This is a genomic window from Bradyrhizobium sp. YR681, from assembly GCF_000282615.1.
Taxonomy (GTDB): Bacteria; Pseudomonadota; Alphaproteobacteria; order Rhizobiales; family Xanthobacteraceae; genus Bradyrhizobium.
Genome location: NZ_AKIY01000327.1, coordinates 1 through 23,999, shown reverse-complemented (window position 1 = coordinate 23,999; position 23,999 = coordinate 1). Strand labels below are relative to the sequence as shown.

Here is a 23,999-nt window from a genome sequence, read left to right as displayed (position 1 = left end):
CTAAACATCGCAAACGAACCGCCGTCGGGTGGCGGAACAAGGGGTTACTTGATGCGCGCGTCCTATCTCTTCACCAGCGAGTCCGTGTCCGAGGGCCATCCGGACAAGGTGTGCGACCGGATCTCCGATGAAATCGTCGATCTGTTCTACCGCGAGGGGCCGAAAGCCGGCATCGACCCGTGGCAAATCCGCGCCGCCTGCGAGACGCTCGCGACCACCAACAAGGTGGTGATCGCGGGTGAGACCCGTGGTCCCGCCTCCGTCACCAACGAGCAGATCGAGAGCGTCGTGCGCGCCGCGATCAAGGACATCGGTTACGAGCAGGACGGATTCCACTGGCAGAAGGCGGACATCGAGATCCTGCTGCATCCGCAGTCGGCCGACATCGCCCAGGGCGTCGATGCGCTGCAGCCGGGCGAAGTCAAGGAAGAGGGCGCGGGCGACCAGGGCATCATGTTCGGTTACGCCACCAACGAGACGCCCGATCTGATGCCGGCGCCGATCTTCTACGCCCACAAGATCCTCCGCCTGATCTCCGAAGCCCGTCACTCCGGCAAGGAGAAGGTGCTCGGCCCCGACTCCAAGAGCCAGGTCACCGTGCAGTACGAGAACGGCAAGCCGGTCGGTGTGCGCGAGATCGTGGTCTCGCACCAGCATCTGGTCGAGGACATCTCGTCCAAGCAGATCCGCGACATCGTCGAGCCCTATGTGCGCGAGGCGCTGCCGAAGGACTGGATCACGCCGAAGACCATCTGGCACATCAATCCGACCGGCAAGTTCTTCATCGGCGGTCCTGACGGCGACACCGGTCTCACCGGCCGCAAGATCATCGTCGACACCTATGGTGGCGCGGCCCCGCATGGCGGCGGCGCGTTCTCCGGCAAGGATCCGACCAAGGTCGACCGTTCGGCCGCCTACGCGGCGCGCTACGTCGCCAAGAACATCGTCGCCGCCGGTCTCGCCGACCGTTGCACGCTTCAGCTTGCCTACGCCATCGGCGTGGCGCGTCCGCTGTCGATCTACATCGACACCCACGGCACCGGTAAGGTGTCGGAGGATCAGCTCGAGAAGGCCGCCGCCAAGGCGATGGACCTCACCCCGCGCGGCATCCGTTCCCATCTCGACCTCAACCGTCCGATCTACGCGCGCACCTCGGCCTACGGCCATTTCGGCCGCACGCCGGACAACGAGGGCGGCTTCTCCTGGGAGAAGACCGATCTCGTCGAGCCGCTCAAGCGCGCGCTCTAGTTCACTTGCGTCATTCCGGGGCGCTGCGACAGCAGCGAACCCGGAATCTCGAACTTCCGGATTCCGGGTTCGCTCGTTTCACGAGCGCCCCGGAATGACGAGTCAAACAAACAGGAACCTCCTATGAACGCGAAGCCCGGCTTCACCGATTACATCGTCAAGGACATTTCGCTCGCCGATTTCGGCCGCAAGGAACTCTCGCTCGCCGAGACCGAGATGCCCGGCCTGATGGCCACCCGCGAAGAGTACGGCCCGAAGCAGCCGCTCAAGGGCGCGCGCATCGCCGGCTCGCTGCACATGACGATCCAGACCGGCGTGCTGATCGAGACGCTGGCCGCGCTCGGCGCCGATATTCGCTGGGTCTCCTGCAACATCTATTCGACGCAGGACCACGCTGCCGCCGCGATCGCGGCCGCCGGCATTCCGGTGTTCGCGGTCAAGGGCGAGACGCTGGCCGAGTACTGGGACTACACCGCAAAGCTGTTCGACTGGCACGGCGGCGGTCATCCGAACATGATCCTCGATGACGGCGGCGACGCCACCATGTACGTCCATCTCGGTCTGCGCGCCGAGAACGGCGACGCCGCCTTCCTCGACAAGCCCGGCTCCGAGGAAGAGGAAGTTTTCTTCGCGCTGCTGAAGAAGCAGCTCAAGGAGAAGCCGAAGGGCTACTTCGCCGAGATCGCCAAGAGCATCAAGGGCGTTTCCGAAGAGACCACCACGGGCGTGCATCGTCTCTACGACATGCAGAAGGCCGGCACGCTGCTGTGGCCGGCGATCAACGTCAACGACAGCGTCACCAAGTCGAAGTTCGACAATCTCTATGGCTGCCGTGAATCGCTGGTCGACGGCATCCGCCGCGGGACCGACGTGATGATGTCGGGCAAGGTCGCGATGGTCGCGGGCTTCGGCGACGTCGGCAAGGGCTCGGCCGCCTCGCTGCGCCAGGCCGGCTGCCGCGTGATGGTGTCGGAAGTCGATCCGATCTGCGCGCTCCAGGCCGCGATGGAAGGCTACGAGGTCGTGACGATGGAAGACGCGGCGCCCCGCGCCGACATCTTCGTCACCGCGACCGGCAACAAGGATATCATCACCATCGAGCACATGCGCGCGATGAAGGATCGCGCCATCGTCTGCAACATCGGCCATTTCGACAACGAGATCCAGATCGCGGGCCTGCGTAACCTGAAGTGGACCAACATCAAGCCGCAGGTCGACGAGATCGAATTCCCCGACAAGCACCGCATCATCATGCTGTCGGAAGGCCGCCTCGTGAACCTCGGCAACGCGATGGGCCATCCGTCCTTCGTGATGTCGGCGTCCTTCACCAACCAGACGCTGGCGCAGATCGAGCTGTTCGCCAACAACAAGGACGGCAAGTACAAGAAGGAAGTCTACGTGCTGCCGAAGACCCTCGACGAGAAGGTCGCGCGCCTGCACCTCGCCAAGATCGGCGTCAAGCTCACCGAGCTGCGCAAGGACCAGGCTGACTACATCGGCGTCAAGCAGGAAGGTCCCTACAAGAGCGACCACTACCGCTACTGATCACGGAATTCTCTTCCGTCGTCCCGTCTCGCCCGGCCCTGTGCCGGGCGATTGCTTTTGGGTGGCTGACTTGGGCGCTGCCGGGTCGGCGGCCGGATTTGTTCGGCTTCCGCTGAAGGGCGACAAGCTCGCCTCGGAGTATTGGACTTAGTGGCGAGTATCTGCAGGTTTGAGAATATCTGTCAGGTTGCTCGATGACTCGTTGGTGTCTTTGGTGTCCTTGCTGGAAGTCCCTTGTGATCCCTGATTTGCAGCTTCGAGCCTGCTTTTTGCCCGAACTTCAACGGTTCTCCGAATGGACCTTTCCTGATGCGTTAGATTGTCGATCAACTTGTACTCCAATGCACGCCGGTCGATTATGGCATCCTCCAGATGCCGCTGCAGTTCCGTCAAGTTGCCGTCCGGCCGATGCTCGGACAGGGTGCACATCTGCAGGACCGTGACTGCGGTGAACTCGCGCTTGTCCTTGTCGAGCTGTGTCAGGGACATGTTGAAGCTGTTCCAGGCCAATTCTTCGTAGGCACGGCGGACGGTCTCTGGCAGCTCTCTACGGCGCGCCATCTCGTTGTGCGCTCTGCCGTGCAAATGATGGATCTCTTCCATCAGCTTCTTCTGATGGAGCTCTTCCATCAATTTCTTCTCGTGGTCCTCTTCGGCCGATTTCTTCCCGTGGTTGTCTTCCGCCGATTTCCTCTCGGAGCACCTGGCTTCCGCAGCATCCAATTCCGCGCCAGCCTTTGTGAATTCGCCGATCGAGAAGTATGCATAGCCCAGCCTCACGAGCGCGGGACATGCGATGTCCTTGTCGCCGCTCTTGGAGAGCTCACGAAGAGGGTCGATGTATTTGGCGCCTTGGGGAGCGAAGGCAAATGTATTGGCATTCATCTGCATCTGCTCGCGCCATGCTTTGGCGGCGTCATCAGAGCTCGAGAGCGTTCCTCTTGCCCATATCTTCCAGGCAGAGTCCCGGACGTCCTGGAGAGAAGAGTGTTCGATGGTATGGAGTATCAGGCCCCCGGCAACGAGCGCGCAGACCAGACTGAGCCACTTCGATATCGATGGCGTCTCTTCGTGCGCATGGACGTGGTCTTGCTCGCCGCCATCCGCGTCGCCGTGCTTGCCATGGCCTTGCCCGCCGTCCGGCCCTACGTGTCCTTGCCCATCCACTGCAATCCCCCAACCAAAAGCCGACGCGTGACGAACAGTTGAAAATATTTCAGGTACTATGTCTAATTGAATAGCCAAGTTTGTTCCAACTGACAAGCTGGTCGGACGGTGCTTAGATCCCCGGATTGCCGGGACTTTGAGCGGCTATCTGCTCAATGCCGCGTCAGTCGAGTTGCAGCTCCGGGTCGAAAGAGCTTCCGGAAAGGACATGATGATGCCCAACCATTTCGACGTTCTCATCGTCGGTGCCGGCCTGTCCGGCATCGGTGCGGGCTATCATTTGCAGGCCAAGTGTCCGACCAAGAGCTACGTCATCCTGGAAGGGCGCGACTGCATCGGCGGGACCTGGGACCTGTTTCGCTATCCCGGCATCCGCTCCGACAGCGACATGTTCACGCTCGGCTATTCCTTCAAGCCGTGGACCGATCCGAAGGCGATCGCGGATGGGCCGCAGATCCTGAACTACGTGCGCGAGACGGCGGCCGAGAACGGCATCGAGAAGCACATCCGCTTCCGCCATCGCGTCAAGCGCGCGGCGTGGTCGACGCCGGAGGCGCGCTGGACCGTGGAGGCCGAACGCATCACGGGCGAGGGCGCGACCGAGCTCGTGCGTTTCACCTGCAACTTCCTGTTCATGTGCCCGGGCTATTACAAATACGAGGCGGGCTACACGCCGGAGTTTGCGGGCGTGGCCGACTTCGCCGGCCGGATCGTGCATCCGCAGAAATGGACCGAGGATATCGACTATGCGGGCAAGCGCGTCGTCGTGATCGGCTCCGGCGCGACCGCGGTGACGCTGGTGCCTGAACTCGCCAAGAAGGCGGCGCAGGTCACGATGCTGCAGCGCTCGCCGACCTATGTGGTGTCGCGCCCGGCTCAGGATCCCGTCGCCAACAAATTGCGCCGCAATCTGCCGACGCGGCTGGCCTATCATGTCATCCGCTGGCGCAACGTGATGTGGGGAATGTTCTTCTTCCAGCTCAGCCGGCGCCGGCCCGCAAAGGTTAAGGAGCTGGTTCTTAAGGGCGTGCAGATGGCACTCGGGCCCGATTACGACGTCGCCACCCATTTCACGCCGCGCTACAATCCCTGGGACCAACGGCTCTGCCTCGTGCCCGATGGCGATCTCTTCAAGGCGATCCGAGAGCAGCGCGCCGCTGTGGTCACCAACGAGATCGACACCTTTACGCGTGACGGCATCCGCCTGAAGGACGGCAGCGAGCTTGCGGCCGACATCATCGTCACCGCGACGGGGCTTGTGCTCCAGGTCGTCGGCGGCCTCGAGATCAGCGTCGACGGCCGCGCCGTCGATTTCGCGAAGACCCTGACTTACAAGGGCATGATGTATGCCGACGTGCCGAACATGGCGTCGGCCTTCGGCTACACCAACGCGTCCTGGACGCTGAAATGCGATCTGACCTGTGAATATGTCTGCCGGCTCATCAATTACATGGACCGGCATAATTTCCGGCAAGCCATGCCGCACAATGACGATCCCGAGATCACCGCGCAGCCCTCGCTCGATTTCACCTCGGGCTACGTGCAGCGTTCGGTCGCAAAGATGCCGAAGCAGGGTTCGAAGCAGCCGTGGCGGCTGTACCAGAACTACGCGCTCGACATCGTCTCCTTGCGCTTCGGCAAGATCGACGACGGCGTGATGCGCTATTCCTGATCACGTCGGCGTTTACCTCTATGCCTTGCGCGTGGTGAGCGCGAGGCCAAGGTCGATCGCGAGCGCCAGTATTACGGCGCCGCCGCCGAGCGCGAACAGGACCAGATAGTCGCCACCGGTCTGCGCGTAGATCCAGGAGAAGCCGTAAGCGGCGGCCGCCTGGAACAGCGCAAAGCTGGTCGTGGCGTGGCTCCATGTCGCGCGCTGTTGCTCGATCGCGTCCGGGACGAGCTCGTGGATGCGTCCGAGCACCAGTGGCACGATGCCGGGCGTGAAGCCGCCGACCACGACACTCGACACGATCAGCGAAAGCGGGGTGGTGCTGACGGTCGGCAGCAGCACGGCGGCCGCCTCGATCAGAAATGCCGCGCGCAGGGCCGGACCAAAGCCCGAGCGGTCACCGAGATGGCCGGTGACGAGCGGACCGACGATCGCGCCAAGGCCGTATAGCACCCAGTAGCGCGATCCCGCGGCGATGCCCTGGCCGAGGCCGCGCGCGACGAAGTCGACGATGAAGACCATGTGCGGCACCAGTGCCACCGCGTTGAGGCCGTACTGGACCAGCAAGGCGCGGACAGCCGGCGAGGCGTGATGGTGCTTTGCCTGATGTGAAGGCGGCGCAACAGTCTTGCCGTCAGCCGGCCAGTTCCACCAGCTCGCGAGCGTGAGCGCGGCCGAGAGCACGCCGAGGCCATACCAGCTCTGCTGCAGGCCCTGCTGAAGCAACAGGGGCACCAGCGTGCCCGATGCCGCGACGCCGAGGCCGACGCCGGCGAAGATCACACCGCCGACGATGCCGCGCCTTGCGGCCGAAGTGTGCGGCAAAATCACGGACGCTGCCAGCACCATGATGATGCCGCCGGTAAACCCCGAGAGGAAGCGCCAGGCGAAGAACCAGGTGAACGAGACTGGGGCTGAGCTTGCGAAGAAGGAAAGGGTGGCGAGCAGCATCATCGTCCGGAGCGCGCGGACCGCGCCGATCCGGGTGGCCACCGCTCGTGCCACGAGCGCGCCGGCGAGATAACCGGAAAGATTAGCCGCGCCGAGGTAGACGACGTCGGATGCGCTGAACCATTTTGCGGCAATCAGCGCCGGGATCAGCGGGGTATAGGAAAAGCGGGCGAGACCAAGCCCGACCAGCGAAGCGGACAAGCCCGCCACCGCATATCGCCAAGCCTGCTGCGAAGACGTTTGCTGTCTGTCCAATCCCGGCTGCTGGCGCAGCCGGGTCTCCATGTGTTGCTTCATATTTGCTTTGGTCATGTCATCCTCCTGCGCGCACGATGGCGGGCGGATCATCCTGTCGGGCTTGCGCGGCGGCGCCGGAATTCCTGCGCGGGCAGGCCGCCCCAGCCCCAATTGCTCGTGTCGACTTCCTCGATCACGACGAAGGTGGATTCGAGCGGCTTGCCGAGCACGTCGAGCAGGAGCTGGCTCGATCCCTTGATCAGCGCCGCCTTCTCCTCCGCGGTGAGCGACGCCGCTCCCGGCGTCGTCCCCTCGCGGGTCACTTGAATGGTGACAATGGGCATCATCTTGCTCCTCGGCTCAGTGGCCGGCGCTCTGGCCGCCGTCGACATGCAGGATCTCGCCGGTGACGAAGGAGGCCCCCTCGAGATAGAGCACGGCATTGACGATGTCGGACATCTCGCCCATGTGGCCGACCGGATGCAGCGCGCCGAGCTGGGCATGCGTTTCGACCGGGTGCATCGGCGACTTGATGATGCCGGGCGATACCGCGTTCACGCGGATGCCGCGCTTGGCATATTCGATCGCCAGCGACTTGGTTGCGGCGCTCAACCCGCCCTTGCTCAGTGAGGCCAGCACCGAGGGCACGTTCGAATTGGCCTGATCCACCAGCGTCGTCGTGATCTGGACGACGTGGCCGGAACCCTCCTTCTCCATCTCGGCGATGGCGAGCTGCGTGATGTGGAAGAAGCCTGCGACGTTGGTGCCCATCACCGCCGCGTAGTCTTCGGCCGTGTATTGCGTGAACGGCTTGGCGACGAAGATGCCGGCATTGTTGACCAGCGTGTCGACGCGGCCGAAACGCGCGACGGCCTGCGACACGACGCGCTCGGCAGTGGCCCGGTCGGCGATGTCGCCGGGAACGGCAAGCACGTCGTCCTCGCCTGATGGCTTGATGGAGCGCGCCGTTGCGACAACGCGATAATTGCGGTCGCGAAAACCCCGTACCAGGGCGGCGCCGATGCCTTGCGACGCACCGGTGATGATGGCGACCTTCTGTTCGATGCCCATGACGGACTCCTGTTGTTGGCTTTCAGAACCTGCGCCAGCAGCGGCTGGCTTGCACGCTGAGGTAGGCCGCAGCGGCCCGGCTGCGAATACACGTTGTCCGGCAGACTCTGTTACGCGGCGCGAATGAATGCCGGATCGGCCCTTTGCGGCCCTTGACGGCAGTTGTCGCGGCGATGGGGAACGCCTAGCCTGTTACGGGAATTTGAAGGGGCGGCGGGACAGCATGGATCGTCTGGATGCGATGAATGTGTTCGTCCTTGCGGTGGACGAGGGAAGCCTTGCTGCCGCGGGTCGCAAGCTCGGCCGTTCGCCGGCGGCAGTCAGCCGCGCCATCGCCTTTCTGGAGGAGCACGTTGGCGCCGAGCTGCTGCACCGGACCACGCGCTCGATCAAGCTGAGCGAGGAGGGCGAGCGCTATGTCGCGGTCTGCCGTCGTGTGCTCACCGAGCTGGAGGAGGCCGACGACATCGCGGCCGGACCGCGCACGGCGCCGCGCGGCCTGCTCACGATCACCGCCCCGGTGGTGTCGGGCGAGATGGTGCTGCGGCCGATCCTCGACGGGTTTCTGGACGCCTATCCGACGGTGTCGGCAAAGCTCCTGCTGTTCGACCGTGCCGTCAACCTGATCGAGGAGGGCGTCGATATCGCGCTTCGCATTGGTCATCTGGCGGATTCGGCGATGGTGGCGATGCGGGTCGGCGAGATCAGCCGGGTCGTGGTCGCGGCCCCGCGCTATCTGAAGCAGCATCCGCGTATCACTGAACCCGGCGATCTCGCCAAGCACCAGATCGTGGCGATGGCGCACCTTCCCAATTCATGGACCTTTGCCGCGCCGGCGGGCTCATCGGCTTTCCGGACCGTCCAGTTCACACCGCGCCTCGTCGTCAACAGCACCTATGCGGCCGTGGCCTCCGCGGTCGCCGGGCGCGGTGTCGCGCGGATGTATTCGTACCAGGTGGCCGAGCAGGTCGCGCGCGGCGAGCTCGAGATCGTGCTGGCGGGCGAGCAGGATCCGGAAATGCCCGCGCATTTGGTCTGCCCGCAAGGGCGGCTTTCGGTGCCCAAGGTTCGGGCGTTCACCGATTTTGCCGTGCCCCGGCTGAAGAAGCAGTTTGCACTGCTGAGGAAGAGCGTCACCGCGAGCTGAGCCGTGGCGCGCCCGCAATGCGTTGTTTTGCGTATACGGCCGCCGGGCTGAATCGGCCATGCTGCCAGAACGGTTAACGCCGGATTAACCGGTGAGTCCTAGCCTGTCTCGGCCGGGGTTACTCGCAAGGCCGAGGTGAGCCCAATGGAAGCCCAGAAGATCGCGGTCGACGCCGTCGTCGCGTTGACCGATTGCGACCGCAGCGCCGTCGTTGCCTTTATCCGCCGGCTCTATCTCGCCGGCGTCACCGATCCCAAGCGCCTGACCTTCAAGGGCCTGCAAGCGCTGTCGCGGGCGTAACCCGGCACAATCAGATCTACTTGACGGTCGGATCATTGATCCGGATCGAGGTGACGCGGTTCTCGCGCACCTCGAATGAGAACGGCCATGGCCCATAGGTCCAGAGCTCGGTCTTCTCGAGTCCGCTCGGGCCGACATTGAAGGGGCTGCCGAGCTGCGCCAGAAGTCTTTCTGTGCCGTCACCGAGATTGATCTGGTTGAAGCTATAGCCGGCGACCGGCGTCGGTCCGCTGATCTGAAGCGCGATCACGCGGTTCGCTTTCACGGTTGCGGCGAGATAGGGAAACTGATCGGCCTTGCCGAGGAAGTACACATAATTCGTGGCGTCGTGGGCCGGCGGCAGCTTGCGGTGCGGCTCGCCGAGCACGGCCTTGAGTGACCCCTCCGAGATGCCGACGCCGAGCGCGCCCATGCGCAGGCAGGCAAAGCTGAGCACGTCGGGATCGGGCGGGGTGCCGCGTTTACCCGTTTCGACCTTGCAGGCAAATCCCGGCCCGGCTCGCAGCCACTGGCCGCGGAGCTCCGGATCCGGCGCCTTGCCCTGCTGCGGTCGCGGCGAAGCGGCTTGACCATTCACAGCTGCGGACGTTCCAAGCAAAAACAGTGCGAGCGCACTGCCCGCCAACGATCGCCATATCCCCAAGACGCACCCCGACTTCCCACCCACGGGGATCAGAATACCATGCCGGGAACCGGCCGCAACGCGGGGATTGACGTGGAGGCGGCGCGCGATTTCTAATTGCGCGCGCGCCCCTGTGTCGCGTCGATCACGACCTGCGGAGGAACAGCCTCAGGATGCCAATATCTTGCCGCTTGGGCCGGCTCAGAGTAGATGACGTCCCCGGCTGGGTTACTCGGGATTTGGGGAAATGCTGAAACAGCTTTTTGCACCGCAACTCGTCATTTTGTATGTGCTTGCGGCTTCGACGATCTACGTTCACTTCCGCGGCAAGCAGCGGCTGCGCTTCGCGCGCCAGCTTGGCGATCACTCGACCTACCTCGCCCCCTACAATGTGCTGATGTACGCAGGCTCCGCCGTGCCGAACAGGCCGGTGATCCCGGTCGAGCAGTTTCCCGAGCTGAAGCCGCTCAGCGAAAACTGGGAGACCATTCGCGACGAGGCCGTGCGCCTGTTCGACGAGGGCTTCATTCGCGCAGCTGCCAAGAACAACGACTGGGGCTTCTACTCGTTCTTCAAGAGCGGCTGGAAGCGGTTTTACCTGAAATGGTACGACGACTTCCTGCCGTCGGCGAACACGCTGTGCCCGAAGACGGTGGAGCTGCTCAAGTCGATCCCGAGCGTGCATGGCGCCATGTTCGCGATGCTGCCGCCCGGCGGCAAGCTCGGCGCGCACCGCGATCCCTTCGCCGGTTCGCTGCGTTACCACCTCGGCCTTGTCACGCCGAACTCGAACAAGTGCCGCATCCTGGTCGACGGTGTCGAATGCGTCTGGCGCGACGGCGAGGCCTTCATGTTCGACGAGACTTTCATTCACAGCGCGGAGAATGCGACCGACGTCAACCGCATCATCCTGTTCTGCGACGTCGAACGTCCGATGAAGTATGGCTTCATGACCGCGATCAACCGCTGGGTCAGCCATCATATCGTCAAGGCGTCGGCGACCCAGAACGTCGATGGCGAGAGCGTTGGCGTGCTCAACAAGGTGTTCGGCAAGCTCTACGAGATCCATCTCGCCAGCCGCAAGGTCAAGGCGTGGAATCGCAACGTCTACTACACGCTGAAATACTCGCTGACGGCGCTGATCCTCGGCCTCATCGTGCTGTCGGCGCTACGGTAGGTGCGTAGGGTGGATTAGCGAAGCGTAATCCACCAGTCGACAGATCGGCAGTTGACGCCGTGGGCTGCAGCGCGAAGCGTTGGCGGATTACGCTTCGCTAATCCGCCCCACGAAAAACCCCGGAGCATGCTGCAGATCGGTGAGCTAGCGCTGCATCAGCAGCGCTTCTATCTCGGTGGTCGTGCTCGTCATCAGAGACGCCTCTCGAAGTCAATGCATTGTCTGTGGTGGCCTCGGCCGCGCCATGCGAATCTTGCTGGATGGTTCGGTCCATGGCAACAACGATTGCTGCGATTGAGTTGCCGAACATGGAGCAGGCGATGGCCTCCTTGCCGACCGCGAACACCGAGATAGTACAATTTTTCCGCCAATGGCTGGAAACCTTCGCGGGCTATGTCCGCGAGGTCGACTACGCTTCGGCGCGGCCGCTGTTTCACCCCGAGGTGCTCGCCTTCGGAACGCATAATGATGTCATCCCCGGCCTCGATCAGTGGGTCACCACGCAATGGAATAACGTCTGGCCAAAGACGACCGACTTCCGTTTCGTGCTCGATCAGACCGCCATTCTGGCGTCACCCGATGGCACCATGGCAACCGTGATCGCGCCGTGGACGAGCACGGGCTATCATCCCGATGGCAGTGCGTTTCCGCGTCCGGGCCGGGCGACAATGGTGTTCTCGAAAACCGCCGACGGCTGGCTGTGCGTGCATTCCCACATGTCGCTCAATCGCGGTGTGCCGCAGACAAGCCACGCCAATCGACCGGTGAAGGCCTGGTAGATGACGTCTGAATAGAAAAGGCCCCGGACGCATCCGGGGCCTTTTGATTTCGGGATATCGCGCGGCCTATTCCGGCTGCCCGATGCTCACCTTCAGCGTGCCGACGCCGTCAACGCCGCATTCGAGCTTGTCACCCGGCTGGAGCTGCGACACGCCGGCCGGCGTGCCCGTCATGATGATGTCGCCGGCGGCGAGCTTCACCTGCTGCGAAAGCTGCCAGATCGTCTCCGGCACGTTCCAGATCATCTGCTCGAGGTCGCCGGTCTGGGCTTCCTTGCCGTTCACCGTCAGCCAGATCTTGCCCTTGGAGGGGTGACCGATCTTCGAGGCCGGCTGCACGGCAGATGCCGGCGCCGAGCCGTCGAACGACTTGCCGATTTCCCAGGGGCGCTCCTTCTTGCGCGAGGCGATCTGGAGGTCGCGGCGGGTGAGGTCGATGCCGACGGCGTAGCCGTAGACATGGTCGAGCGCCTTGTCGGCGGGAATGTTGAGGCCGCCGCTCTTGAGCGCGACGATCAGCTCGACCTCGTGATGGAAATCCTTGGTCAGCGGCGGATAGGGGATGGTGGCGCCATCGGGCACCAGCATGTCGGCGTGCTTGGCGAAGAAGAACGGCGGCGCGCGCTCGTCGTTGCCCATCTCGCGGATGTGCTCGAGATAGTTGCGGCCGACGCACCAGATGCGGCGCACCGGGTAACGGCCGCTCTCCCCGACGACGGGAAGCGAAGCCTGGGGCGGAAGCGGAATGACGTAGGAGGCGGCGTTCATGGAGCGGTCTCGCTGCTCTTGGTGGGGTGATAGGGAATTCTATGCGGTTGCGCCGATCGGCGCCAGAGCGCCGGCGTCGTGATGTTGCAGGCGGAAGAACGAGGCGTAGCGGCCGGAGCGGCGCAGGAGCTCGTCATGGCGGCCCTGCTCGACGATCTCGCCGCCCTCGACCACCAGGATGCTGTCTGCGTGCATGATGGTGTGCAGGCGATGGGCGATCACGATGGTGGTGCGGTTCTGGCAGAGATGCTCGATCGCCTCCTGCACCTGCCGCTCGGACTCCGAATCCAGTGCGGCGGTGGCCTCATCCAGCAGGATGACCGGCGCGTTCTTGATCAGTGCGCGCGCCACCGCGATGCGTTGGCGCTGGCCGCCGGACAGCTGGGTGCCGTGCTCGCCGACCGGGGTGTCGTAGCCGAGCGGGAAGCCCATGATGAAATCATGCGCGCAGGCCGCCTTCGCGGCGTCGATGATCTCATCCTCGCTCGCGCCCGGCTTGCCGAAGGCGATGTTGTTGCGGATGGTGTCGCGGAACAGATAGACGTCCTGGCCGACATAGGCGGTCTGCGCCCGCAGCGATTTGCGCGAGACCGCGCCGATCGACTGGCCGTCGATCACGATGTCGCCCTGCGTGACCTCGTAGAACCGCAGCAGCAGCCCCAGCACGGTCGACTTGCCGCCGCCGGAGGGGCCGACCAGCGCGGTGACCTTGCCGGGCTCGGCGACAAAACTCATGCGGTTGAGCACGGTCTCGCTGGAGCGATAGGAGAAGCTGACGTCGCGCAGCTCGATGCGGGCGTCGGTGAGCTTCAGCGCCGGCTTGTCGTCATCGGAATGCTCGCTGGCCGGGCTGTCGACGATCTCGAGCAGCATGCGGGCGCCGACGAGCTGGCTGTTGAGATCGATGTTGAGCCGCGCCAGCCGCTTGGCCGGCTCGGTCGCCATCAGGAAGGCGGTCATGAAGGAGAAGAACGCGCCCGGCGTGGCGTTGAGCGCGACCACGCTGTAGCCGCCGTACATCAGGCAGCCGGCGACCGCGAAGCCGCCCAGCATCTCCATCAGCGGATTGGAGCGGTTGGCGACGCGAGCCATCTTGTTGGCATTGCGCTCGACGATCCCGATGTTCTCGTCGATGCGCTTCTGCATGGTGTCTTCGAGCGTGAAGGCCTTGACGGTGCGGATGCCCTGCAGCGATTCCTGCATCGTCTCCATGATGTCGGCGGTGCCGGTGAACTGGTTGTAGGCGAGGCCCTTGATACGCTTGACCAGCTTGCGCAGCACCAGCATCGCCGGCGGCACCACGACGAGGCCGATGAACGACATCACGGGGTCCTGCCACACCATCACGCCGATCATGGCGAGCAGCATCAGCAAGTCCCGCCCGATGGCGTTGACCAGCATGTTGAGGACGTCGGTGATGGATTTGGCGCCGGCCGTCAGCCGTGCCAGGAATTCGGACGAGTGGCGCTCCGAGAAGAAGCCGATGCTCTCGCGCATCAGCTTGGCGAACAGCTGGCGCTGGTTGGTGGCGAGGATGGCGTTACTGATCTTGGTCAGGATCACCATGTGGCCGTAGGTCGCCACGCCCTTGATGAACAGAAGGATCACGGTGATCCCGGAGAACATCGCGATGCCCGGGATGTTCTTGTCGACATAGGCCTGGTTGATGACCTGGCCGAGCACATAGGTCGCGCATGCGGTCGAGCCGGCGGCAAGCGCCATCAGCGAGAAGGCAACGAGGTAGCGCCGCCAGTAGACGACGCCTTGTTCCGTGACCAGGCGGCGAATGAGGGCCATGGCCGCATAGGGATCGTCGGTGATTTTCTTTGGAAACTGGGCCATCCGGTGTCCATTGACGGCTCAGGCGGAAAGCCTGCCCGCGCGTCAGGGATCGAATGGCCTCTGTGCCCGCTCAGGCGGGGTTTTTCAAGCCCAATTAAGGGCTTGCGCTGGAACGGAATCTAGGCCGAGGCGGCGTGGCGCAGTTCGCCATGGCGCTCGCGGTACAGCTTCTCCTCCCAGGCCAGCGCATGGGCTGCGATGGTCTTGAGGTCCTCATACTGCGGCTTCCAGTCGAGCAGGCCGCGGATGCGGCTGGTGTCGGCGACCATGGTCATGATGTCGCCAGGCCGGCGCGGGGCATATTGCACGGCGAAGCTGCGCCCCGAGACCCGGCGCACGGCGTCGATGGTCTCCAGCACCGAATAGCCGCGGCCATAGCCGCAGTTCAGCGTGGTCGAGGCGCCGCCATTGCGCAGGTAAGCCAGCGCCGAGCGGTGGGCCTGCGAGAGGTCCGTGACGTGGATGAAGTCGCGGATGCAGCTGCCGTCCTGGGTCGGATAGTCGGTGCCGAACACGTCGATCTTGGCGCGCTGGCCGGTCGCAGCCTCGACCGCGATCTTGAGCAGATGCGTGGCGCCGACGGTGGCAAGGCCGATGCGGGCCTGCGGATCGGCACCCGCGACGTTGAAATAGCGCAGGGTCACGTACTGCATGCCATAGGCGGCGGCGACGTCGTGCAGCATGATCTCGGTCATCAGCTTCGACGAGCCGTAGGGCGACAGCGGCCGCGTCGGCGCGTGCTCGGGCACCGGCACCAGGTCCGGATTGCCGTAGACGGCGGCGGTCGAGGAGAAGATGAAGCGGCCAATGCCGCGCTTCACCGCGACGTTGAGCAGATTGCGCGCGGTCATGAAATTGTTGCGGTAATAGCCGAGCGGATCGCGCATCGACTCCGGCACGACCACCGAGCCCGCGAAATGGATGATGCTCTCGATGTTGTGCTGGGCGATCACGCCTTCGAGCAGGTTCTCGTCGCCGGCATCGCCAATGAACAGCGGAACGCCTTCCGGCAGGTAAGCCGAGAAACCGGTCGAGAGATCGTCGATCACGACGACGTCCTCGCCGGCTTCCGCCAGCGCCAGGACCGTGTGACTTCCGATATAGCCGGCGCCGCCGGTGACTAGCACAGTCATGATCTCACCCGTCTTCGATCAACGCGGGATGCTAACGTTTGCGTGGTGAAGAGGGGGTATCGGCGGCGCTGAACTGGTCACTATGCTTAATGTTGCGTATAGGAGCTTTCCGAAACGGAGCGTGACGTGGCGAAGACCCCCGGCGATCTCGACGTGATCGTGCCAAATCTGCACAGGCGCTATTCCGGGGTCACCGCGACCAACCGGATGGTTGCGCCGCGGCTGGCGAAATTGTATCGCGCGGCCTGGTTCGGCTCGGACGCGCCGGAGGGGATTTCGCGGCTGAGCGTGGGCGATTTGCTGAAATTGTGGCGCCGCAAGCGGCCCTTGATCTGGCACGCCCGGCGCAACAACGAGATGATCGCAGGCGTCGTGCTGCGCGCGCTCGGCTGGCCGTTCAAGCTGGTCTTTACCTCGGCGGCACAGCGGCGCCACAGCTGGATCACGCGCTGGCTGATCCGGCGCATGGACGCGATCATCGCGACCTCGGACATCTCGGCCTCGTTCCTGAAGGTGAAGGCGACGGTGATCCCGCACGGCGTCGACACCGATGTCTATGCGCCGCCCATCGATCGTGCGGCGGCGTTCGCCGAAAGTGGGTTGCCGGGCCGCTACGCCATCGGCTGCTTCGGCCGCGTGCGTGCGCAGAAGGGCACCGACGTGTTCGTCGATGCGATGTGCCGGCTGCTGCCGCGCTATCCGGATTTCACGGCCGTCATCGTCGGTCAGGTCACGCCGGAGCAGACGCCGTTTGCGAACGACCTGAGGAAACGGATCGAGGCCGCCGGCCTGCAATCGCGCATCGTCATCACCGGCGAACTGCCGATCGAAGCGGTGCAGCGCTGGTATCAGCGGCTGACGATCTACGCCTTCACCTCACGCAACGAAGGTTTTGGCTTGACGCTGATCGAGGCGATGGCGGCCGGCAGTGCGCTCGTTGCGGCGCGTGCTGGCGCGGCAGAGCTGGTGGTCGAGGATGGCGTGACGGGCGTGCTGATCCCGACGGGCGATGCCGATGCGCTCGCCGCGGCGGTCGAGCCGCTGATGCGCGACGTGGCTGCTGCAACTGCGATGGGCGAGCGGGGGCGGACACGCGTGCTGGCAAAGTTCAGCCTCGATGCCGAAGCGGCACGGATTGGCGAGGTCTATCGGCCGCTGCTCTGAAGTGCGGCCGCAAACAAAAACCGCGAAAACAACCCCATGCACAGAAGCCGGCGATAGTGAAATCAAAGGCTTGGCAGCAGAGGGTAATGATCTGCGGATTTTACGAAGTGTGTTTGACACGTCGGGCAAAACAGGTCTAAACTTCCATCATCGCCACGCTCGACTTGCTGTGCGGTTGCGATGGCCAATGAGGACTGTTCGGATGACGGAAATCGCCGCAGGAGGAACGCCGAAAACGGGCCATCTCATCGTCGTTAGGGCGACTTGGGATATCGAAGCATCGGTGTGGACTGCCGAGAGCTCGGACCTCCCGGGCCTTGTCGCGGAGGCTGCCAGCCTCGACGAACTCGATGCCAAACTGCCCGGCCTCATTCGCGATCTGTTGGAAGACGACGCTGCTGCCGAAGGGTACGACGTCCCTGTCGAGGTGATCGCGAGCTTCTCCAAGCGAATCAGGATCGGCTCAGCAGAAGAAGCTGCATGAACAGCTTCACTCCGGAATTGAAACGAATTCTGGAGAAGGCGGGATGCTTTTTTGTCCGGCAAGGTCGTGGCGATCACGAGATCTGGCAGAGCCCGATTTCGGGTATCCGCTTCACTGTCGATAACAACATCAAATCGCGGCACACCGCGAATGCGGTTCTGAAACAGGCTGGACTACCAAAGCATTTCTGACGGGCGACGGCTAGCTCCCGGCCCTCGCCCCCGCTTCCCCCAACACCCTCTCCGCAATCCCCACCACCTCGCTCGCTGCAATATCCCGCATGCACCGGTGGTCGTTCATCCTGCAGATCGTGCTCTGGCACGGCTGACACGACAGCACGCTCTTGTCCTGGACCACGGTCGCGGCGAGGCCGTTGAGGGGGGCCCAGAGGTAGGGGCTGGTCGGGCCGAAAATGCCCATGGTGGGCGTGCCGAGCGCGGCCGCGATGTGCATCAGGCCGGAATCGTTGGAGATGGCGACGCCGGCTGCGGCCATGGCCAACACGCCGTTGCGCAGGTCCGTGCCGGTGAGGTCGCGCACTCCGGAGCCGCCGGCGGCGACGATCTCCTGGGCCAATCCCTTTTCCCCGGGGCCGCCGACCACCCAGACCTCCAGCCCGCGCTCGACCAGCAGGCGGGCGGCCTCGGGATAATAGGTCCAGCGCTTCGACACCCCGACCGAGCCGGGGGCCAGCGCCACCACGGCGCCGGCGCTGAGGCCGTTGGCCTGGCGCCAGCGGACGATGTCCTCGGCCGGGACCCGCAATTGCGGCACCGGCCATTCCAGGGGCAGGGGGGCGCCGTCAGGCTGGGCCAGTGCTGCGTTCTTGTCGATGAAGCGGGGCAGCTTCTTCTCGCCCCAGCGCCAGCGGTTGAGCAGGCCGAACCGGAACTCGCCGACGAAGCCGACCCTCTCGGGGATGCCGGCCAGCGCGGGCGCGATGGCGGCCTTCCAGGTCCGCGGCAGCACCAGAGCGGTGCCGTAGTTCCGCTCGCGCAGGAGCTTTGCCAGGGCGAACTGGCGGCCCACGGCCAGCCGGCCGCGCGGCAGATCCCAGACGATCCCGGCGCGGACGCCCGGCATGTAGTCGACCAGCGGGGCGCACAGGGATGTGGTGAGGAGATCGACCGGCCGATTCGGCCAGCGCTCTTTGAGGACCCGGACCACGGTGTGATTCCGGACGAAATCGCCGATCCACATATAGGGAATGATCAGGATCGGGCGGGTGTCGCTCCGATCTGTCTCTCCGCTAAATTGCGAATCCATGTTCATTCGTTAATGGGACCGAAGCGTGCTGATGTGGCGGTTCGGTTAGCCGCTCCGGGCCGGCAGGTAAAGCCGGCTGAGGCCGAGTCCAAAGCGCCTGCCCAAAATGCTTACACTTTGGCAGATGATGCGCTACGGCAGGTATCGGGCCGCAGAGATCGGGCAGGGTAGGTGGAATGTTGCTGGTGACCGGCGGAGCCGGTTTTATCGGGTCGAATGTCGTGGCTGCGCTCAATGATTCCGGCCGCAGCGACGTGGTGGTGTGCGACCTGCTGGGGAGCGACGGCAAATGGCGGAACCTCGCCAAGCGCCAGCTTGTGGATATCGTGCCGCCGTCCGAACTGCCCGACTGGCTGAAGGGCCGCAGGCTCGATGCCGTGATCCATCTCGGGGCGATTTCCGAGACCACCGCGACCGACGGCGATCTCGTGATCGAGACCAATTTCCGCTTCTCGATGCGCCTCTTGGACTGGTGCACGGCGAACGCGGTGCCGCTGGTCTACGCCTCCTCGGCGGCGACCTATGGCGACGGCGAGGCAGGCTTTGGCGACGACGCCTCGCTGCCTGCGCTGAAAAAACTGCGGCCGATGAACCTCTACGGCTGGAGCAAGCACCTGTTCGATCTCGCGGTCGCCGAGCGCGCCGCGAACGGCGATCCGCTTCCGCCGCAATGGGCCGGGTTGAAGTTCTTCAACGTGTTCGGCCCCAACGAGTATCACAAGGGCACGATGATGAGCGTGCTGGCGCGCCGCTTCGACGACGTCAGGGCGGGCCGTGTCGTGCAATTGTTCAAGTCGCACCGCGACGGCATCGCCGATGGCGACCAGCGCCGCGATTTCATCTATGTCGACGACGTCGTGCGCGTCATCATGTGGCTGCTGGCGACGCCGTCGGTATCCGGCCTGTTCAATGTCGGCACCGGCAAGGCGCGCAGCTTCAAGGACCTGATGCTGGCGGCCTATGCCGCGCTCGGCGCCAGGCCCAACATCGAATATGTCGACATGCCCGAGAGCATCCGGGGCAGCTACCAGTACTTCACCCAGAGCGAGGTCGATCGTCTCCTCCGTGCCGGCTATAACGGCGGCTTCACGACGCTCGAGGATTCGGTGAAGGCCTATGTCGGGGATTATCTCGACCGGCCCGACCGCTTCCGCTGAGGCCCTTTGATCATGACGACGCCCATTCTCGATTTCGACGCCCTCGCGCAAACGATCTCACATCGTACGGTGCTCTGCATCGGCGACATCATGCTGGACGAGTTCGTCTATGGCGAGGTGTCGCGGATCTCGCCGGAAGCGCCGACGCCCGTCATCGCGGCCCAGCGCAGCGAGATCCATATTGGCGGCGCCGGCAACGTCGCGCGCAATGTCGCTTCCCTCGGCGCGCGCTGCGTCTTCGTCGGCCTGGTCGGCGAGGACGATGCGGGCAAGCGGCTCGCCGCGGCGCTGGCCGAATATGGTGCAATCGAAAGCGTGCTGGTGTGCGACCCGTCGCGGCCGACCACGCGCAAGGTCCGCTTCGTCTCCGAGCATTTTTCCACGCACATGCTGCGCGCAGACTGGGAGCAGGCGGCGCCTGCCTCCGACGCCGTCGAGACCGCGCTGATCGACGCCATCCTGCCGCAGATCGCGCGCGCCGACATCGTGCTGCTGTCAGACTATGCCAAGGGCGTGCTGACGGCGCGCGTGATCCGGCACACGATCGATGCTGCGCGAAAGCTCGGCAAGCCCGTCATCGTCGATCCCAAGAGCCTGAACTGGGCGATCTATCGCGGTGCGACGCTGCTCACGCCCAACCGCAAGGAATTTGCCGAAGCCACCCGAAGCCGCGCCGACACGTCGCAGAGCATCGTCGATGCCTCGGAGGACGTGATGCGGCTGGCCGATTGCGAGGCGATCCTGGTCACGCAGGGCGAGCACGGCATGACGCTGGTGCCGCGCCATGGCGATGCAGTTCATGTCCCGGCGGTCCCCGTGAAGGTGCGCGACGTCTCCGGCGCCGGCGATACCGTCGCTGCGGCACTCGCGGTCTCGCTCGCGACAGGCGCGGGCTGGGATACGGCGCTGCGCGTGGCCAATGCGGCGGCCGCCGTCGCGGTCAGCAAGCGGGGGACGGCCAGCGTGAGCGCCGCCGAGCTCAGGCGAAAGATCCTGCCGCACGCCTATCTTGCGGCCGAGGAGAAGATCGTGCTCGAGCCTGACGCGCTCGACGCGCAGCTCGCCGAATGGCGCAGGCAGGATCTGCGGGTCGGCTTCACCAATGGCTGCTTCGACATCCTGCATCCCGGCCACGTCAAGGTGCTGACCGCGGCGCGCGGCGCCTGCGATCGCCTCATCGTCGGCCTCAACAGCGATGCCTCGGTGCGGCGGCTGAAGGGCGAGGAGCGCCCGGTGCAGGACGAACGCGCGCGCGCGGAAGTGCTGGCGGCGCTAGAGGCCGTCGATCTCGTCGTCATCTTCGAAGAGGACACGCCGATCGATTTGATCACCCGCATCAAGCCCAGCGCGCTGGTGAAGGGCGGCGACTACACCCGCGAGCAGGTTGTCGGCCACGAGGTCGTCGAGGCTGCGGGCGGGGTGGTCGTGCTGGTCGACATCCTCCAGGGTTTCAGCACGACCGCGCTGGTCCATCGCGCGCGGGGTGGGGCCAAGTGACGGACCAAGTGACGGGCCAAACGACGGCGCTGGCCCGGGAGACGACCGGGCAGATGCTGTGGCGGCGCTTTCGCAGCCCCGCCGCATGGGGCGAGGCGGTCGACCTGTTCGCGATCCTCACCGTGGCCTCGCTGCCCTGGTCGACCTCGCTGGCGGCGATCTTCAATGCCGCGTTCCTGGTCTGCATGGTGCCGTTCCTCGACGTTCGCGCCTTCCTGCAATCGCTGAAGCGCCCGATCGCCGCGGCGCCGATCGCGCTGGTCCTGCTCGCGCTGGTCGGCACGCTGTGGTCGGATGCGGCCTGGGGCGCGCGCCTCTATGCGGTCAATCCGACCATCAAGCTGCTCGTGCTGCCCGTGCTGCTCTATCATTTCGAGCGTTCGCCGCGCGGACACTGGATCTTCATCGCCTTCCTGGTGTCCTGCGCGCTGTTGTCGGTGATGTCGTGGCTGGTCGTCTTCTATCCCGACCTGACGCTGAAGCCCGACCATCTCGAACGCGGCATCTTCGTCAAGAACTACATCAACCAGAGCCAGGAATTCACCCTGTGCGCGGTCGCGCTGGCCTATCCCGTCGTGCTGCTGCTGCGCCAGAAGCGCTACGGGTTCGCGGCGCTGTTGATCGCGCTGGCGCTGGGCTTCTTCGCCAACATGGCCTTCGTGGTGGTGTCGCGCACCGCGCTCGTCACCGTTCCGATCATGTTCGGCGTGTTCGCGCTCCTGCACCTGCGCTGGCGCAGCATCGCGATCATCTCCGCCGCGCTGCTGGTCGGCGCCGTCTTCGCTTGGCAGGCCTCGCCGCAATTGCGCAGGACCGCCGATACCTTTGCCAGCGACTACACCCGCTATGTGGAGAAGGGCGAGCCGACCTCGCTGGGCCTGCGGCTCGAATTCTGGCGGAAATCGCTCGGCTTCTTCGCGGAGGCGCCGATCAAGGGCCACGGCACGGGCTCGACCCGCGGGCTGTTCGAGCAGGTCGCCACCCCGAGCGGCCATTACCAGGCGTCAGCTGAAGTGATCGGCAACCCGCATAACCAGACGCTGAACGTCGCCGTGCAATGGGGCCTGATCGGCGTCGGCGTGCTCTACGCCGTCTGGATCCTGCATCTGCTGCTGTTCCGCGGCGACGGGCTCGCCAACTGGATCGGGCTGCTGGTCGTGGTCCAGAACGTCTTCACCTCGTTGTTCAACTCCCATCTGTTCGACTACCACGAGGGCTGGATGTACGTCATCGGCGTCGGGGTTGCCGGCGGCATGGTGCTTCGGGCTCAACAGGCCGAGGCGAAGGCGGGGAAAGCCGGTTCCTGAACGGCCGCGCGGCTGGCAAGCCTTGTACTGGCAAGTCTTGTTGATATGGGTTATCAGCGCGGTCAGGTTGCACCCAACGGGATATTCATCGGTCGGCGGATGACGCGTCTTTCGCATCTCACCTTGCGCAATTTTCTGATCGCGCTCCACGACCTGCTGGCGACCGCGGCGGCGCTGTTCGCAGCGTTCTATCTGCGTTTCGAGGGCGGCGAGTTCTTCTACGACCGCCTGCCGCTGCTGTTCCAGATCCTGCCCTATTTCCTCGCCTTCAGCGTGGTGGTGTTCTTCGTCTTCAACCTGACCACGACGAAATGGCGCTTCATCTCGCTGCCCGACGCGCTGAACATCATCCGCGTCGCCACGGTGCTGACGGTGGCGCTGCTGGTGCTCGACTACGTCTTCGTCGCCCCCAATGTCCGCGGCGCCTTCTTCCTCGGCAAGGTGACAATCGTCCTCTACTGGTTCCTCGAGATCGCCTTCCTCAGCGCGCTGCGCATGACCTATCGCTATTTCCGCTACACGCGGGTGCGGCGCCATGCGCGGGGCGAGGATGCCGCGCCGACGCTGCTGATCGGCCGCGCCGCGGATGCCGAGGTGCTGCTGCGCGGCATCGAGAGCGGGGCGATCAAGCGGATCTGGCCAGTTGGCGTGCTGTCGCCGTCGAATTCCGATCGCGGCCAGTCGATCCGCAACGTGCCGGTGCTCGGCGGCATCGACGATATCGAGGACGTCGTCGCCGACTTCGCCAAGCGCAACAAGGCGATCGCGCGCGTCGTGATGACGCCGTCGGCGTTCGAGCCTGACGCGCATCCGGAATCGATCCTGATGCGGGCGCGCAAGCTCGGCGTCATCGTCAACCGCATGCCGTCGCTGGAGAGCGGCGACACGCCGCGCCTTACCGCCGTCGCGGTCGAGGACCTCCTGCTGCGGCCGAGCGAGAAGATCGACTATGCGCGGCTCGAGGCGCTGATCAGGGGCAAGGCCGTCATCGTCACCGGCGGCGGCGGTTCGATCGGTTCGGAGATCTGCGAGCGCGTCGTCGCCTTCGGCGCAGCGCGCCTGCTGATCGTTGAAAATTCCGAGCCGGCGCTCTACGCGGTCACGGAGACGCTGGCCGCACACGGCTCGGCGGCCGAGATCGAGGGGCGCATCGCCGACATCCGCGACCGCGAGCGCATCATGCGCCTGATGGCCGAGTTCAAGCCTGACATCGTGTTCCACGCCGCGGCGCTCAAGCACGTCCCGATCCTCGAGCGCGACTGGAGCGAGGGCGTCAAGACCAACATCTTCGGCTCGATCAACGTCGCCGATGCCGCGCTCGCCGCCGGCGCGGGAGCCATGGTGATGATCTCGACCGACAAGGCGATCGAGCCGGTGTCGATGCTGGGCCTCACCAAGCGCTTTGCCGAGATGTATTGCCAGGCGCTCGACCACGATCTGGCGGCCGCCAGCGGTGGCGGCAAGC

The 23,999-nt window shown here is 64.5% G+C and carries 23 protein-coding genes; 14 read left to right on the top strand and 9 right to left on the bottom strand.

From position 1 onward, the window contains the following. The first annotated feature begins 51 nt into the window (after window positions 1-51). Entirely contained in the window at window positions 52-1,248 is a 1,197-nt protein-coding gene (gene metK / locus PMI42_RS35075) for a methionine adenosyltransferase (protein ID WP_008144166.1), read from the top strand. Window positions 1,249-1,371: 123 nt separating this feature from the next. Next, on the top strand, window positions 1,372-2,793 hold the full coding sequence (ahcY, locus tag PMI42_RS35070) for an adenosylhomocysteinase (RefSeq protein ID WP_008144164.1): 1,422 nt from the start codon (window positions 1,372-1,374) through the stop codon (window positions 2,791-2,793). 147 nt (window positions 2,794-2,940) lie between these two features. Here the strand turns inward: ahcY and PMI42_RS35065 are convergent, their stop codons facing one another. After that, window positions 2,941-4,038 carry a hypothetical protein gene (locus PMI42_RS35065; RefSeq protein WP_157195874.1) on the bottom strand — a complete coding sequence of 366 codons (1,098 nt, stop codon included), beginning with the start codon at window positions 4,036-4,038 and terminating at the stop codon, window positions 2,941-2,943. Window positions 4,039-4,171: 133 nt separating this feature from the next. Here PMI42_RS35065 and PMI42_RS35060 point away from each other — a divergent pair, with 133 nt between their 5' ends. After that, window positions 4,172-5,632, top strand: a complete 1,461-nt coding sequence (locus tag PMI42_RS35060) for a flavin-containing monooxygenase (RefSeq protein ID WP_035967541.1) — start codon at window positions 4,172-4,174, stop codon at window positions 5,630-5,632. 18 nt (window positions 5,633-5,650) lie between these two features. Here the strand turns inward: PMI42_RS35060 and PMI42_RS35055 are convergent, their stop codons facing one another. From PMI42_RS35055 to PMI42_RS35045, 3 genes are read right to left on the bottom strand one after another with little or no spacing between them, the layout of a single operon-like run. Next, window positions 5,651-6,895 carry an MFS transporter gene (locus tag PMI42_RS35055; RefSeq protein WP_008144157.1) on the bottom strand — a complete coding sequence of 415 codons (1,245 nt, stop codon included), beginning with the start codon at window positions 6,893-6,895 and terminating at the stop codon, window positions 5,651-5,653. A 32-nt stretch (window positions 6,896-6,927) separates the two neighbouring features. Next, entirely contained in the window at window positions 6,928-7,164 is a 237-nt protein-coding gene (locus tag PMI42_RS35050) for a tautomerase family protein (protein ID WP_008144155.1), read from the bottom strand. Window positions 7,165-7,180: 16 nt separating this feature from the next. After that, complete coding sequence (locus PMI42_RS35045) at window positions 7,181-7,891, bottom strand: SDR family NAD(P)-dependent oxidoreductase (RefSeq protein WP_008144153.1); 711 nt, start codon at window positions 7,889-7,891, stop codon at window positions 7,181-7,183. A 223-nt stretch (window positions 7,892-8,114) separates the two neighbouring features. Here PMI42_RS35045 and PMI42_RS35040 point away from each other — a divergent pair, with 223 nt between their 5' ends. Continuing rightward, entirely contained in the window at window positions 8,115-9,038 is a 924-nt protein-coding gene (locus PMI42_RS35040; RefSeq protein ID WP_008144150.1) for a LysR family transcriptional regulator, read from the top strand. 144 nt (window positions 9,039-9,182) lie between these two features. Continuing rightward, entirely contained in the window at window positions 9,183-9,338 is a 156-nt protein-coding gene (locus PMI42_RS40240) for a hypothetical protein (protein WP_008144148.1), read from the top strand. A 16-nt stretch (window positions 9,339-9,354) separates the two neighbouring features. Here the strand turns inward: PMI42_RS40240 and PMI42_RS35035 are convergent, their stop codons facing one another. After that, window positions 9,355-9,915, bottom strand: a complete 561-nt coding sequence (locus PMI42_RS35035; RefSeq protein ID WP_008144146.1) for a hypothetical protein — start codon at window positions 9,913-9,915, stop codon at window positions 9,355-9,357. Window positions 9,916-10,207: 292 nt separating this feature from the next. Between PMI42_RS35035 and PMI42_RS35030 the strand changes: the two genes are divergently transcribed. Beyond that, window positions 10,208-11,137, top strand: coding sequence for an aspartyl/asparaginyl beta-hydroxylase domain-containing protein (locus PMI42_RS35030; RefSeq protein WP_008144143.1), 930 nt, complete (start codon window positions 10,208-10,210; stop codon window positions 11,135-11,137). Between the two features lie 320 nt (window positions 11,138-11,457). After that, complete coding sequence (locus tag PMI42_RS35025; RefSeq protein ID WP_008144141.1) at window positions 11,458-11,916, top strand: YybH family protein; 459 nt, start codon at window positions 11,458-11,460, stop codon at window positions 11,914-11,916. Between the two features lie 66 nt (window positions 11,917-11,982). On the opposite strand, the gene PMI42_RS35020 is transcribed toward PMI42_RS35025, so the two are convergent. The 3 genes from PMI42_RS35020 to galE form a co-directional block, all read right to left on the bottom strand. Further along, window positions 11,983-12,684 (bottom strand): fumarylacetoacetate hydrolase family protein, encoded by a 702-nt coding sequence (locus tag PMI42_RS35020; protein WP_008144139.1) that lies wholly within the window; start codon window positions 12,682-12,684, stop codon window positions 11,983-11,985. A gap of 39 nt (window positions 12,685-12,723) precedes the next feature. Then, window positions 12,724-14,526 (bottom strand): ABC transporter ATP-binding protein, encoded by a 1,803-nt coding sequence (locus PMI42_RS35015; protein ID WP_008144136.1) that lies wholly within the window; start codon window positions 14,524-14,526, stop codon window positions 12,724-12,726. A 119-nt stretch (window positions 14,527-14,645) separates the two neighbouring features. Next, window positions 14,646-15,659, bottom strand: coding sequence for a UDP-glucose 4-epimerase GalE (galE, locus tag PMI42_RS35010; protein ID WP_008144134.1), 1,014 nt, complete (start codon window positions 15,657-15,659; stop codon window positions 14,646-14,648). Between the two features lie 126 nt (window positions 15,660-15,785). Between galE and PMI42_RS35005 the strand changes: the two genes are divergently transcribed. From PMI42_RS35005 to PMI42_RS38320, 3 genes are all read left to right on the top strand, one after another. Further along, window positions 15,786-16,823: a glycosyltransferase family 4 protein gene (locus PMI42_RS35005; RefSeq protein WP_008144132.1), complete on the top strand. Its 1,038-nt coding sequence runs from the start codon at window positions 15,786-15,788 to the stop codon at window positions 16,821-16,823. Between the two features lie 202 nt (window positions 16,824-17,025). Continuing rightward, window positions 17,026-17,307 (top strand): DUF1902 domain-containing protein, encoded by a 282-nt coding sequence (locus PMI42_RS35000; protein WP_008144129.1) that lies wholly within the window; start codon window positions 17,026-17,028, stop codon window positions 17,305-17,307. Next, window positions 17,304-17,498: a type II toxin-antitoxin system HicA family toxin gene (locus tag PMI42_RS38320; protein WP_008144127.1), complete on the top strand. Its 195-nt coding sequence runs from the start codon at window positions 17,304-17,306 to the stop codon at window positions 17,496-17,498. Before PMI42_RS35000 ends, PMI42_RS38320 begins: the two co-directional genes overlap by 4 nt. A 10-nt stretch (window positions 17,499-17,508) precedes the next feature. Here the strand turns inward: PMI42_RS38320 and waaF are convergent, their stop codons facing one another. Then, window positions 17,509-18,579, bottom strand: coding sequence for a lipopolysaccharide heptosyltransferase II (waaF, locus tag PMI42_RS34995; protein ID WP_008144125.1), 1,071 nt, complete (start codon window positions 18,577-18,579; stop codon window positions 17,509-17,511). A 170-nt stretch (window positions 18,580-18,749) separates the two neighbouring features. Between waaF and rfaD the strand changes: the two genes are divergently transcribed. The 4 genes from rfaD to PMI42_RS34975 form a co-directional block, all read left to right on the top strand. After that, window positions 18,750-19,730: an ADP-glyceromanno-heptose 6-epimerase gene (gene rfaD, locus PMI42_RS34990; protein WP_008144122.1), complete on the top strand. Its 981-nt coding sequence runs from the start codon at window positions 18,750-18,752 to the stop codon at window positions 19,728-19,730. 12 nt (window positions 19,731-19,742) lie between these two features. Further along, on the top strand, window positions 19,743-21,227 hold the full coding sequence (rfaE1, locus tag PMI42_RS34985) for a D-glycero-beta-D-manno-heptose-7-phosphate kinase (protein WP_008144120.1): 1,485 nt from the start codon (window positions 19,743-19,745) through the stop codon (window positions 21,225-21,227). Window positions 21,228-21,280: 53 nt separating this feature from the next. Further along, a complete protein-coding gene (locus tag PMI42_RS34980; protein ID WP_050994436.1) occupies window positions 21,281-22,534 on the top strand; it encodes an O-antigen ligase family protein in 1,254 nt (417 codons plus the stop codon). A gap of 99 nt (window positions 22,535-22,633) precedes the next feature. Then, window positions 22,634-23,999: SDR family NAD(P)-dependent oxidoreductase (locus tag PMI42_RS34975; protein ID WP_008144117.1), on the top strand; the 1,366-nt coding region annotated here is incomplete at its 3' end.